An 11,851-nucleotide genomic window follows, 5' to 3' on the forward strand; every position below is an offset into this window, starting at 1 on the left:
TACCTGCCGAACGGGTGAAACCACAGCGGAACGCCAGGTCAGGGCGTGCCTCACGGCACCACCACGATCTTCCGCCCGACCCCCGCGGCGAACTGCTCCAGCGCCTGCGGGTAGCGGGCCAGCGGGATCCGGTCGCTGATGAAGACGTCCGGGTCCAGCACCCCGTTCGCGAACAGCTCCGCGGCCCGCTCGAAGCTGTGCAGCACCGCCATCGAGCCGGTGATGGTGATCTCCTGGTTGTAGATCCGGTACGGGTCGATCGTCACCCGCGTCGCGTAGTCGGCCACCCCGAACTGCAGGAAGGTGCCCGCCTTCGCCACCCGGTCCAGGCCGTCCTGGATGGCCGCCGCGTTGCCGGTGGCGTCCACCACCACGTCCCAGCCCTGCGGCCGCTCCAGCTCGTCCGCGCTCGCCGCCGACGAGCTCACGCCGAGGCCGCGCGCCGTCTCCAGCCGGGCCGGGTTGATGTCGACGACGTCCACGCTCGCCGCGCCGGTGCGCTTGGCCAGCTCCAGCATCATCAGGCCCATGGTCCCCGAGCCGTAGATCAGCACGTGCGCGCCGAGGCGGGAGCGCAGCACGTCGTAGCCGCGCACCGCGCAGGACAGCGGCTCGACCAGCGCCGCGTCCTCGGTGCGCACGTGCTCGGGCAGCTTCACGCAGTTGGCCACCGGCGCCACCGCGTACTGCGCGGCGCCCCCGGCCGTCGTCACCCCGATCGCCGCCCACCGCTCGCACATGTTGTTGTGGCCGACGCGGCAGTAGCGGCACTCGTAGCAGTACAGCGAGGGGTCGACCGCCACCCGGTCGCCGGCCGCGACCTCGGTGACCCGGGAGCCGACGCCGACGACCGTGCCGGCGAACTCGTGGCCCGGCACGATCGGCAGCTCGGGCGCGAACTCGCCCTGGAGGATGTGCAGGTCGGTGCCGCACAGGCCGCAGGCGGCGACCTCCACGACCACCTCCCGCGGCCCCGGCGCCGGGTCGGGGACCTCGGTGACGACGGCGCGGCCCACGGACTCGATGACGGCGGCCTTCATTTCACGGCTCCCAACGACAGGCCCTGGACCAGCTTGTCCTGGGCGGCGAACCCCGCGGCGAGCACCGGCAGGGAGATGACGAGCGACGCGGCGCACACCTTGGCCAGGAACAGGCCCTGGCTGGTGATGAAGCCGGTCAGGAAGACGGGGGCGGTCTCGGCGACCACGCCGGTGAGCACCCGGGCGAACAGCAGCTCGTTCCAGCTGAAGATGAAGCAGATCAGCGCGGTCGCGGCGATGCCGGGCAGGGCGATCGGGGCGACCACACGGCCGAGGACCGTGGGCAGCCGGGCGCCGTCGATCTGCGCCGCCTCGATGATCGCGACCGGCACCTCGGAGAGGAAGGACTGCATCATCCAGACGGCGATCGGCAGGTTCATGGCCGTGTAGAGCACGACCAGGGCCCAGATGTTGTCCAGCAGCCCGGCGTTCTTGGCGAAGAGGTAGATCGGCAGCAGGCCCGCCACGGCCGGCAGCATCTTGGTGGACAGGAAGAAGAACAGGACGTCGGTCCACTTCTTCACGGGCCGCACGGACAGCGCGTACGCGGCGGGCAGCGCCAGCAGCAGGGTCAGTACGGTGGAGGCGACCGAGGCCGTGGTGGAGTTGATCAGCGCCGGCCAGGGGCTCGCGCCGCCGTCCAGGCCGAAGAACTCGCGGTAGCTGGCGAAGGTGAGCGAGGCGGTCAGGGACGGCGGGTTGGTCGCCGCGTCCGCCTCCGAGTGGAAGGACGTCAGGGCCATCCAGGCGATGGGCAGGACGAACACGATGCCGGCCAGCCAGGCCACCAGGCCGAGCCCCGTGCCCTTCCAGCCCGGCCGGCGGGGGCCGCCTGCGGCTGTGGCGATGCCGCTCATGCGCCGGACACCTCCTCGCGGAACAGGGACGACACCACGCGCAGGGCGAAGGTCGCGATGACGATCGAGCCGATGACGACCAGGACGCCGGCCGCCGAGGCGAGCCCGTTCTCGTGCGCCTGGTAGAAGGTCTGGTAGACGGTGTACGGCAGGTTCGCGGTGCCCAGGCCGCCGGAGGTGATGGTGAACACCGCGTCGAAGTTCTGCACGATGTAGATCGAGCCGAGCAGCACGCCCAGTTCGAGGTAGCGGCGCAGGTGCGGCAGGGTGATGTGGACGAACACCTGCCAGTCGCCGGCGCCGTCCATCCGGGCCGCCTCGATCAGCTGGGGGTCGCGGCTCTGGAGCCCGGCCAGCAGGATCAGCATCATGAACGGCGTCCACTGCCACACCAGCGAGGCCTCGACCGCCGCGAGCGGCATCTGGGAGATCCAGTCCGGCTGCGGCGCGCCGTCGCCCCCGATCCAGTGCAGCACGCCGTTGAACAGGCCGTACTCCGGGTTGAACAGCACGTGCTTCCACAGCAGGGCGGACGCGACCGGCACCAGCAGGAAGGGCGCGATGAGCATGGTGCGCACCGCCGCCCGGCCGCGGAAGCGGCGGTCGAGGAGCAGCGCGAGCAGCAGCCCGAGCAGCAGGCTGACGAGCACCACGGTGACGGTCAGCAGGATCGTCGTCCACACCGACTTGCGCAGTTCGGGCGTGCTCAGGACCTGCGAGTAGTTGCCGAACCCGGTGAAGTGGCGCTCCTTCGGGTACAGGGCGTTCCAGTCGAGGAAGGAGATCACCAGCGTCGCCACGAACGGCAGCTGGGTCACGGCGATCATGAAGATCAGGGCGGGCAGCAGCGGGGCGCGGGTGGCCCAGGCACGGAGCCGGCTCGGCGGCCGGGCCGTCCGCGGCTGGACCGCGGCGACCCGGGCGGTGGTGGTGGCGGTCATCACCGGTACTTCTTCGCGACCGTCTCGGCGAGCGACTGGGACTTGCTCAGGGCGCTGTCGACGGACTCGCGTCCGGCGATGGCGGAGCTGATCTCCTGGGAGACCTTGGTGCCCAGGTCGGTGAACTCGGGGATGCCGACGAACTGGATGCCCGGCGCGGGCCGCGGCTGGACCCCGGGGTTGCCCGGCTGCGCCGAGGAGATGGCGTCCCGCGTCACGTCCGCGAAGGCCGCGGCCTCCTTGCGGTACTCGGGGATGTCGTACGTCGAAGTGCGCTTGCCCGCCGGGACGTTGGCCCAGCCGTCGGTCTTGCCGACCAGCTGCTCGTAGTCCTTGCCGGAGGCCCAGGAGATGAACTTCCAGGCGTCGTCGGAGTGCTTGGAGGCCTTCTGGACGCCCCAGGCCCACGTGTAGAGCCAGCCGGAGCTCTTGGTCTTCTCCACCGGCGCCGGCACGTAACCGATCTTGCCCTTGACCGGTGAGCCGGCCGCCTCCAGGGAGCCGGCGCCGGAGGTGGCGTCGTACCACATGGCGGTCTTGCCCTGGGTCATGTTGTTCAGGCACTCCGCGAAGCCGGACTGCGCGGCGCCCGACTCGCCGTGCTTGCGGACCAGGTCGACGTAGAACCGGGTGGCCTGCTTGAACTCCTTGGAGTCCAGGCGCGGTGTCCAGTCCTTGTCGAACCAGGTGCCGCCGAAGGTGTTGACCACGGTGGTCAGCGGGGCGATGACCTCGCCCCAGCCGGGCAGGCCGCGCAGGCAGATGCCCCTCATCCCGGACTCGGCGCCGTCCGCCTTGGCCGCGAGGTCCGCCACCTGCTGCCAGGTGGGGTGCGCGGGCATCTTGAGCCCCTTCTTGGCGAACACGTCCTTGCGGTACATCAGGAAGGACGACTCCCCGTAGAACGGCTCGCCGTAGAGCTTGCCGTCCGCCGCGGTGAGGGCGGTGCGCATGGGCGCGAGGATGTCCTGCTGGTCGAAGCCCTTGTCGTTCGCCACGTAGGAGTCCAGCGGGTGCAGCCAGTTGTTCTTGGCGTAGATCGGTATCTCGTAGTTGCTGAGGGTGGCGACGTCGTACTGGCCGGCCTGGTTGGCGAAGTCCTGGCTGATCTTGTCGCGGACGTCGTTCTCCGGCAGCACGGTGAAGTTCACCTTGATTCCGGTGTCCTTGGTGAAGTGCGCCGCGGTGAGCTTCTGGAGCTCCACCATCTGCGGGTTGTTCACCATCAGGACGTTGATGGAGTGGGCGGAGGAACCGCCCCCGGCGCCGCCGGCCCCCGAGCAGCCGGCGAGGAGGGGGGTGATCAGCGTTCCTGCGGCGGCCACGGCGCAGAGCGCGCGGGGCGCTCTTCTGTTCTGGGTTCGCATGGGTTGCTCCTGGAGGTGCGGGGAGTCGCGGACTTGTGGGGAATTACTGGAAGTACGAGGTGACAACGGGTGTCGGCGGGATGTGCGAAGTCCTGGTGCGGCGGGGGCCCAGGCGGCCGGCCGGGGCCCTCAGACGCGGATGACCTGCGGGCCCTGGAGTGAGTAGCGGTGGGCTTCGGAGGCGGGCAGCAGGGTGCTCGTGACGATCGCCTCGAGGTCGCCGACCTCGGCGAAGCGGCAGAAGCTGACCGCCCCGAACTTGGTGTGCACGCCCACGAAGACCGTGCGGCGCGAGGCGCGCAGGGCCTGGGCCTTGACCTCGCTGACCGCCGGGTCGGGCGTGGTCAGCCCGTGCTCGCGGGAGATGCCGTTGGCCCCGATGTACGCCAGGTCGATGACGAATCCGGCCAGCATCCTGGTGGTCCAGTGGTCCACGGTGGCGAGCGTGCCGGGCCTTACCCGGCCGCCGAGCAGCAGGACGGTGGTGTTCCCCGCCTCCGCCAGTGCGCCGGCGCAGGCGAGGGAGGCGGTGACCACGGTCAGCGGCCGGTCCCGGGGCAGGGCCTCGGCGATGAGCTGCGGGGTGAAGCCCTCGTCGACGAAGACGGTCTCGGCGTCCCCGAGCAGTTCGGCCGCTGCGGCGGCGATCCGCCGCTTCTCCGGCACGTGGCTGGTGGCGCGGAAGGCGAGGGTCGTCTCGAATCCGGCGCTCTCCACGGGGTAGGCGCCGCCGTGCGTGCGGCGGACGAGCCCGTGGTCCTCCAGGGCCCGCAGGTCCCGGCGTACGGTCTCCTTGGCCACGCCCAGTTCGGCGGCGAGCGTGGTGACGTCGACCGAACCCGTGCGGCGGGCGGCCTGGACGATCTCGCGCTGCCGTTCCTCAGCGGTTCTCGCCGTCATCGCCGCCACCTGCCTTCCGTGCTGTGTTCCCGGCCCGGCCCGGCCCGCCTCGCGGCGGCCGTACCGGACGTGCCCGTTCGGGCCCGCTGGGGCCTTGGGGGAAGTTCTACAGCGGGTGTGCGGCGGTGACCAGGCCTGTTGCCCGCCCGAGTGTGCCCGATCCTGCCCGTTCGGCTCCGGGGCGGGCCCGTCGCGGACCTGGGGACGAGGGGACCGGCCGGTGGGATCGGGCAGCCTCCGTGCCCGAACGGCGCGGCGGGCGGGCCCGTTCGCTGCCCGCCCGCCCTGTGGTGCCCCCGCTGTGCCCGGGTGCCGCCCGGTCAGTGGGGCCAGATCGGCGGGTCCGTCACGAAGTGGCCGCCCAGGCACGCCTGCGCCGGGTCGTCGGGGGCTGGCTCGCCCTGCTCGGCGATCAGTTCCGCGGCGTACGGCTCGGAGTCGTCCCGCGGTTCGTAGCCGAGCGCCCGCGCGCTGCTCAGGTCCCACCACAGGCGGGTGTTGGCGGAGGAGCCGTACACGACGGTGTGGCCGACGTGTTCGGCGGTCAGGGCCGCGTGGAAGAGGCGGGCGCCGTCGGCCGGGCTCATCCAGATCGACAGCATGCGCACGCTGGTCGGCTCGGGGAAGCAGGACCCGATGCGCACGGAGACGGTCTCGATGCCGTGCTTGTCCCAGTAGAGCTGGGCCAGGTCCTCGCCGAAGGACTTGGACAGGCCGTAGAAGGTGTCCGGGCGGCGCGGGGTGCCGACCGGGATCAGCGGGTCGTCGCCCCCCGGGCGGGGCGTGTAGCCCACCGCGTGGTTGGAGGAGGCGAACACGATCCGGCCGACGCCTTCCTCGCGGGCCGCCTCGTACAGGTGGTACGTGCCCTCGATGTTGGCCTTGAGGATCTTCTCGAACGGGGCTTCCAGGGAGATGCCCGCGAGGTGGATGACCGCGTCGACGCCCCTGACCGCCTCGCGCAGGGCGGCCCGGTCGGCGAGGTCGGCGGTGATCGCGTCCGGCTCGCCCTCGACGGGCCGCATGTCGAGGAGGCGCAGTGCGTAGCCGTACTCGGGCAGCAGGCCCCGCATGAGGGTGCCGAGCCCGCCGGCGGCGCCGGTGAGCAGAACGGTGCGGGGAGCGGGCATCCTCGGATCTCCTTGGGTCGCCGGCGTGTCGGGAGCCTCGGCCGTCAGCACGGTGAAGGCCGCGTGCATGGACGCCATTCACATTCGTGGACACGCTAGGGAGGGCGACCGTGCGCCGTCAAGGCTCCTTCGCGCGTGTCCCGGAGTCGCGGAATCCGCCTGCGCGTTGCCCGTGTGCGCGCTTGACCGGCCCCGCGGGGGCGTCTTAGCGTGGGTGCGTTCATGAATATGGACGCCGATCAGAAACATGAGCGACCCGTCTCCCAGGGAGAACCCGTGCCGTCAGCACCCCTCGCCGAACGCCTCAGCAACCCCAGCGGGCCGCTGTTCTTCCCCGTCACCGCCTTCGGCCCCGACGGCTCGGTTCGCCTCGACGTCTACCGCGAGCATGTGCGCCACGGGGTCGAGGCCGGCGCCGCCGCCGTGTTCGCCTGCTGCGGCACCGGTGAGTTCCACGCGCTCACCCCCGAGGAGTTCCAGGACTGCGTCCGCGCCGCCGTGGAGGAGACCGCCGGACGCGTACCCGTCGTCGCGGGCGCCGGCTACGGCACCGCGCTCGCCGTGCGGTACGCCCGCCTGGCGCGGGAGGCGGGCGCGGACGGGCTGCTCGCCATGCCGCCCTACCTGGTCGTCGCCGGGCAGGAAGGGCTGCTGCGCCACTACCGCGAACTGGCCGCGGCCACCGACCTGCCCGTCGTCGTCTACCAGCGCGACAACGCCGTCTTCGACCCCCGCACCGTGGCCGAACTCGCCCGCACGGACGGCATCATCGGCTTCAAGGACGGCGTCGGCGACCTCGACCTCATGCAGCGGATCGTCAGCGCGGTGCGCGGCGAAGTGCCCGGCGGATTCCTGTACTTCAACGGCCTGCCCACCGCCGAGCTGACCCAGCTCGCCTACCGCGGCATCGGCATCACCCTCTACTCCTCCGCCGTCTTCTGCTTCGCTCCCGAGATCGCCCTCGCCTTCCACCGCGCGCTGCGCGACGGCGACGACACCACCGCCGCCCGGCTCCTGGACGGCTTCTACCGGCCCTTCGTCGAACTGCGCGCCCAGCGGCGGGGATACGCCGTCTCCCTGGTCAAGGCCGGGGTGCGGCTGTGCGGCCTGGACGTGGGCGAGGTGCGGCCGCCGCTGGAGGAACCGGCCGAGGAGCACGTCAAGCGGCTCGCCCGGCTGATCGAGCACGGGCAGGCGCTGATCGAGGAGGCGGGTGACCCGGCGTGAGGGCCTCCGCGTTCGCCTACCCCTGGGACGTCGACGGCGACCCCGCCGCCCCGGACCGGATCGCCGCCCTCGGCGTCCGGCAGGTCACGCTCGCCTCCGCCTACCACTCCACCCGCGCCCTGACCCCCCGCCACCCGCGCCACCGGATCGTCACCGCCGAGCACGCGGCCGTGCTCTACCCGCCCGGCGACCGCTGGACGGGCCGCGCCCCGCGGCCGTACCCGGCAGGCGACTGGGCGCCCGGCGACGCCTACGGCCGGGCGGCCGACGCGCTCGCCGCGGCCGGCCTCGAGGCCCACACCTGGGTCGTGCTCGCGCACAACTCCCGCCTGGGCGCGGAGCACCCGGACACCTCCGTCGTCAACGCCTACGGCGACCGCTACCCGTGGGCACCCTGCATCGCCCGGCCCGCCACGCGCGCGTACCTGACGGACCTCGCCGCCGAGGCCGCCGTGCGGCCCGGGGCGCGGGGCACCGAGCTGGAGTCGCTCGGCTGGTACGGGCTCGCCCATCCGCACGGCCACGACAAGACCGCCGGGGTGGTCCTCGGCGACGCGGGGCAGTACCTGATGTCCCTGTGCTTCTGCCCGGACTGTCGTGCCGGGTACGCCGGACTCGGCCTCGACCCCGACGGGCTGGCCGGGGCCGTGCGCGCCGCGCTGGAGCCGGTGTGGCGACAGGCCGTGCCGTCCGGCGGCGGCTGGGCCGGGGTGGAGAAGCTGCTCGGCGAGCGGAGCGCGGCCCTCACCCGCGCCTGGCGCGACGACACCGCCCGCACCCTCCAGGAGACGGCGGTGGCCGCCGTACGGGCGGCGGCCCCCGAGGGCTTCCGGGTACTGCTGCACGCCGACCCCGTGTCGTACCACTGCGGCGCCAACGCCGGAGTGGACCCCGCGCACATCCTCTCCGTCGCGGACGGCGTGGTCGTGCCCTGCACGGACGGAGCCGGACCGCTGACCCCGTTCGCCGAACGGGCGCGGCCGGACTCGGTGCTGGCCGCCAACTTCACCATCGTCTCGGGCATGGGCGGCCGGCCCGCCGCACTCGCCCGGGACGCCCGCCGCGCGCGGGACCTCGGTGCGACCGAACTGCGGCTGTATCACGCGGGGCTGGCATCGGACGAGGACCTGGCGGCGGTGCGCGCGGCTCTCGCGGAACTCTGACGCAGCAGGGCCGCCGTCAGCAGCAGTCCCGCGCCCGCGAGGACCAGCGGCAGGCGGTGGCCGGCCGCCTCCACCGCACCGGCTCCCAGCGCGAGCCCGGCCACGTTCGGCACGAAGACCAGGGTGTCGGCGGTGGCGGCCACCCGGCCGAGCAGCTCGGGCGGGGTCTCGCGCTGCACGGCGGTGAACACCGCGATCAGCACGCAGGGCAGCCCCGCTCCGATCGCCGCCGAGCAGCCGAGGACCACCGCGTCGGACGGCACCGCCCGCAGGGCCACCGCCGCCCCGGTCAGGGCGATGCCGTACGCCGCGAAGCGGGGGCCGCCGAGGCGGCGCAGCGCGGACCCCGAGAGGAGCCCGGTCACGACCGAGCCGGCCCCCTGGACCGCGTACAGCAGCCCCGCGTAGGCGGGGGCGTGCCCGAGGCCGTCCACGACCGCCCAGACCAGCGCGCCGTTCACGCCCGCGCACAGCATCGTGGCGCCCCCGGCCGTCACCAGCGCCCGCAGACCCGCGTGCTCCCGCAGGCTCCGCACACCCGCGCGGGTGCGCTCGCGCCACGAACCGGGCAACGGCGCCGGTCCGCCCTCGCGCACCCGCAGCAGCGCGTACAGCCCGGCGGCGACCGCGAACGTGGCCGCGTCCAGCAGGGCCACGCAGGGTCCGCCGTACGCCGCGTACAGACCCGCGCCCGCGAGCGGCGCCAGCAGCTTCATGCCCTCGCTGGCACTGGTGCGCAGCCCGTTGAAGTCGCCGAGCAGCGCGGGATCCACGGCGGTGGCGACCAGCGCCGACTTCGCCGCGTCGTGCACGACGCCGATCGCGCCGTAGGCGAACAGGACCGCGTAGACCACCCACAGCCGGGCGGGGGAGTGGACGGTGAGGAGGGTGAGCACAAGGACCGCGAGCAGGAGGTTCGCGCCGATCAGCAGCGGCCCGCGGCGCACGCGGTCGGCGAGCGTGCCGAACAGCGGCCCGGCCGGGGCGGGCGCCCACAGGGCGAGCAGGCACAGCGCGGCCAGGCCGTCCGAGCCGGTGAGGTCCCTGACCCACACGCCCGAAACCAGCCACAGCGCGGACGTGCCGAACCCGGAGACCACCACCGCCGCCAGACACAGCCCCGCCTCCCGGTCGCGCACCACCCGCGCCAGAGCCCATTCCCCCGGCGGCTCCTTCGCCCGTCCCGTCGTCGATCGCGTCCTCGTCATGCCTGCCGATCGTGGCCCTAAGGCCCCGCCGCGCGGATGGGGCAGGTGCCGCAGCGCGGGCCCCGGCCAGGCGGACATCCGTCGGAACCTGTCACTGATCCCGCTGTGCCCGGTGCGGACGGCGGCCTAGCGTCGGCCGCATGCTGCGCTACGTCATGCCGGTCGTCATCGGCGCCCTCTACGTCCTCGTCCTGTCCCTCCCGCGCGAACCGCACCGCCGCCGTATCAACGCGATCATGGTGGCGGGCGCGGGCGCCGCCTACCTCAGCGGCGGCGGGCTCGGCGGCTGGGAGTTCGTCTTCACGGCGCTGCTCACCTACGTCGCCTACCGGGGCCTGGACTCCTGGGCCTTCATCGGCGCCGGCTGGCTGCTGCACACCGCTTGGGACGTCGTGCACCACCTCAAGGGCAACCCGATCGTCCCCTTCGCCCACGACTCCTCCTTCGGCTGCGCCCTGTGCGATCCGGTGATCGCGGCGTGGTGCTTCGCCGGGGGCCCGTCGATGAGTTTCCGGCGGAACGGGGGTCTGTCCTTCATAGGGAACGCGAGGACTCGAGGAGCAGACCATGAGTGACACCGCTTTCGATCTCGGGCCGCAGGCCCGTGCCGTCGCCCGCCTGGCCGAAAGGGTGCGCGACGACCAGCTCGCCGCGCCGACGCCGTGCCCGGATTTCGCGGTGCGCAACCTGCTCGGGCACCTGCTGGGACTGTCGGTCGCCTTCCGCGACGCCGCCCGCAAGGACCTGGGCGCCACCACCGACACCCGAGCGAACACGGCCCTCCCCGACATCGGGCCCGGCTGGCGCGGGGATCTGCCCAAGGCGCTGGACGACCTCGCCGACGCCTGGCGCGACCCCGCCGCCTGGACCGGCATGACCCGGGCCGGCGGCGTCGACCTGCCGGGCGCGGTCGCCGCTGCCGTGGCGGCCGACGAACTGGTGATCCACGGCTGGGACCTGGCGCGGGCCACCGGCCTGGAGTACGCGCCCGACCCGGTCGCGCTCGAGGCGTCGTACGGCTTCCTCCGGGCGGCCCCCGGCGACCTGCGGCAGGGCGAGGGCCCGTTCGGACCGGCCGTGCCCGTCCCCGACGGCGCCCCGCTGCTGGACCGGACGGTCGGGCTCAGCGGACGGGATCCGGGCTGGAAGCCGTGAACCGGCCAGGACCGGCCGAACGGGCGGAAAGAGGAGCAGGCGGGACGCCCTGACCGTACGCTCCCCACCATGCCCCTGAGCCTCACCGTCCTCGGCACCGCATCCCCGCACCCGGGCCCCGGCCGCCCCTGCTCCGGCTATCTGCTGCGCGGGGGCGGCGCCGAGGTGTGGGTGGACGCCGGGCCCGGCACCTTCGCCCAGTTGCAGCGGCACACCGACCCGGCGCGGCTCACGGCGATCTGGATCTCCCACGTCCACGCGGACCACACCGCCGACCTGCTGGCCGCCGTCTACGCCTTCGCCTTCGGCGGCATGACCCCGCCGGCGCCCGTCCCCGTCTACGCGCCCGCCGACCTGCCCCGGCGCCTCGCGGGCTTCTTCGGCCGCCCCGACGCCGGATTCCTGCGCGGCATCCTGGACTTCCGGCCGCTGCACGACGGGCACGAGGCACGCCACTGGAACCTGCGCCTGTCCGCCCGCGCCGTCGTCCACGACGTCGAGGCCTACGGGCTGCGCGCCGAATGCCAGGGCAGCGTCCTGGCCTACTCCGGCGACAGCGGCCCCTGCGACGCGCTCGCCGAACTCGCCCGCCGCGCCGACGTGTTCCTGTGCGAGGCCGACCTCGACATCCATCGCGAAGGCGAACACCAGGTCCATCTGACGCCCGAGGACGCGGCCGCCTGGGGCAAGGGCGCGCGCGAACTCCTCCTCACCCACGTGGGTCCCGCTCTCTCCCGCGAGTCGGCCGCCGAGCGCGCCGCCGCCGTCTTCGGCGACCGGGTGGCCGCCGCCCGCGAGGGCGACGTCCTCACCTTCTGACGTCCTCGGTTCCTGACGAGCGGACGGTTCGCCGTCCCTGCGCC

12 protein-coding genes are annotated in these 11,851 nt (G+C 73.3%); 5 read left to right on the forward strand and 7 right to left on the reverse strand.

Features of this window, described 5'->3' with window-relative positions; translation table 11 throughout:
• Nucleotides 1–50: 50 nt before the first annotated feature.
• The 6 genes from IE217_RS02305 to IE217_RS02330 form a co-directional block, all read right to left on the reverse strand.
• Entirely contained in the window at nucleotides 51–1,040 is a 990-nt protein-coding gene (locus tag IE217_RS02305) for a zinc-dependent alcohol dehydrogenase family protein (RefSeq protein ID WP_190175963.1), read from the reverse strand.
• Nucleotides 1,037–1,897 carry a carbohydrate ABC transporter permease gene (locus IE217_RS02310; protein WP_190175964.1) on the reverse strand — a complete coding sequence of 287 codons (861 nt, stop codon included), beginning with the start codon at nucleotides 1,895–1,897 and terminating at the stop codon, nucleotides 1,037–1,039. The genes IE217_RS02305 and IE217_RS02310 overlap by 4 nt, the downstream gene beginning before the upstream one ends.
• The gene (locus IE217_RS02315; protein ID WP_190175965.1) at nucleotides 1,894–2,838 is read right to left on the reverse strand and encodes a carbohydrate ABC transporter permease; all 945 of its coding nucleotides are present in this window, start codon (nucleotides 2,836–2,838) and stop codon (nucleotides 1,894–1,896) included. The genes IE217_RS02310 and IE217_RS02315 overlap by 4 nt, the downstream gene beginning before the upstream one ends.
• Nucleotides 2,838–4,205, reverse strand: coding sequence for an ABC transporter substrate-binding protein (locus IE217_RS02320; RefSeq protein ID WP_190175966.1), 1,368 nt, complete (start codon nucleotides 4,203–4,205; stop codon nucleotides 2,838–2,840). Before IE217_RS02320 ends, IE217_RS02315 begins: the two co-directional genes overlap by 1 nt.
• A gap of 129 nt (nucleotides 4,206–4,334) precedes the next feature.
• Entirely contained in the window at nucleotides 4,335–5,105 is a 771-nt protein-coding gene (locus IE217_RS02325; protein ID WP_190175967.1) for a DeoR/GlpR family DNA-binding transcription regulator, read from the reverse strand.
• Nucleotides 5,106–5,425: 320 nt separating this feature from the next.
• The gene (locus IE217_RS02330) at nucleotides 5,426–6,235 is read right to left on the reverse strand and encodes an NAD-dependent epimerase/dehydratase family protein (RefSeq protein WP_190175968.1); all 810 of its coding nucleotides are present in this window, start codon (nucleotides 6,233–6,235) and stop codon (nucleotides 5,426–5,428) included.
• 276 nt (nucleotides 6,236–6,511) lie between these two features.
• Between IE217_RS02330 and IE217_RS02335 the strand changes: the two genes are divergently transcribed.
• Nucleotides 6,512–7,462, forward strand: coding sequence for a 5-dehydro-4-deoxyglucarate dehydratase (locus tag IE217_RS02335; protein ID WP_190175969.1), 951 nt, complete (start codon nucleotides 6,512–6,514; stop codon nucleotides 7,460–7,462).
• Nucleotides 7,459–8,625, forward strand: a complete 1,167-nt coding sequence (locus tag IE217_RS02340; protein ID WP_190175970.1) for a hypothetical protein — start codon at nucleotides 7,459–7,461, stop codon at nucleotides 8,623–8,625. The genes IE217_RS02335 and IE217_RS02340 overlap by 4 nt, the downstream gene beginning before the upstream one ends.
• On the opposite strand, the gene IE217_RS02345 is transcribed toward IE217_RS02340, so the two are convergent.
• Entirely contained in the window at nucleotides 8,562–9,833 is a 1,272-nt protein-coding gene (locus IE217_RS02345) for an MFS transporter (protein ID WP_190175971.1), read from the reverse strand. The two genes, IE217_RS02340 and IE217_RS02345, sit on opposite strands and share 64 nt — an antisense overlap.
• A gap of 143 nt (nucleotides 9,834–9,976) precedes the next feature.
• Between IE217_RS02345 and IE217_RS02350 the strand changes: the two genes are divergently transcribed.
• The 3 genes from IE217_RS02350 to IE217_RS02360 all read left to right on the forward strand — a co-directional run bounded on the left by IE217_RS02350 (nucleotide 9,977) and on the right by IE217_RS02360 (nucleotide 11,807).
• Nucleotides 9,977–10,408: a DUF6010 family protein gene (locus tag IE217_RS02350; protein WP_190176092.1), complete on the forward strand. Its 432-nt coding sequence runs from the start codon at nucleotides 9,977–9,979 to the stop codon at nucleotides 10,406–10,408.
• The gene (locus IE217_RS02355; protein ID WP_190175972.1) at nucleotides 10,401–10,988 is read left to right on the forward strand and encodes a TIGR03086 family metal-binding protein; all 588 of its coding nucleotides are present in this window, start codon (nucleotides 10,401–10,403) and stop codon (nucleotides 10,986–10,988) included. Before IE217_RS02350 ends, IE217_RS02355 begins: the two co-directional genes overlap by 8 nt.
• A gap of 69 nt (nucleotides 10,989–11,057) precedes the next feature.
• Nucleotides 11,058–11,807: an MBL fold metallo-hydrolase gene (locus IE217_RS02360; protein WP_190175973.1), complete on the forward strand. Its 750-nt coding sequence runs from the start codon at nucleotides 11,058–11,060 to the stop codon at nucleotides 11,805–11,807.
• Nucleotides 11,808–11,851: the final 44 nt, after the last annotated feature.

The sequence above is a fragment of the Streptomyces naganishii JCM 4654 genome, assembly GCF_014650575.1.
GTDB lineage: Bacteria > Actinomycetota > Actinomycetes > Streptomycetales > Streptomycetaceae > Streptomyces > Streptomyces naganishii.

What these genes read in the sequence shown, in the direction of transcription:
- IE217_RS02325 (WP_190175967.1), bottom strand. Translation starts at nt 5,105, where the DNA reads ATGACGGCGAGAACCGCTGAGGAACGGCAGCGCGAGATCGTCCAGGCC.
- IE217_RS02360 (WP_190175973.1), top strand. Translation starts at nt 11,058, where the DNA reads ATGCCCCTGAGCCTCACCGTCCTCGGCACCGCATCCCCGCACCCGGGC.
- IE217_RS02330 (WP_190175968.1), bottom strand. Translation starts at nt 6,235, where the DNA reads ATGCCCGCTCCCCGCACCGTTCTGCTCACCGGCGCCGCCGGCGGGCTC.
- IE217_RS02315 (WP_190175965.1), bottom strand. Translation starts at nt 2,838, where the DNA reads ATGACCGCCACCACCACCGCCCGGGTCGCCGCGGTCCAGCCGCGGACG.
- IE217_RS02345 (WP_190175971.1), bottom strand. Translation starts at nt 9,833, where the DNA reads ATGACGAGGACGCGATCGACGACGGGACGGGCGAAGGAGCCGCCGGGG.
- IE217_RS02310 (WP_190175964.1), bottom strand. Translation starts at nt 1,897, where the DNA reads ATGAGCGGCATCGCCACAGCCGCAGGCGGCCCCCGCCGGCCGGGCTGG.
- IE217_RS02320 (WP_190175966.1), bottom strand. Translation starts at nt 4,205, where the DNA reads ATGCGAACCCAGAACAGAAGAGCGCCCCGCGCGCTCTGCGCCGTGGCC.
- IE217_RS02355 (WP_190175972.1), top strand. Translation starts at nt 10,401, where the DNA reads ATGAGTGACACCGCTTTCGATCTCGGGCCGCAGGCCCGTGCCGTCGCC.
- IE217_RS02305 (WP_190175963.1), bottom strand. Translation starts at nt 1,040, where the DNA reads ATGAAGGCCGCCGTCATCGAGTCCGTGGGCCGCGCCGTCGTCACCGAG.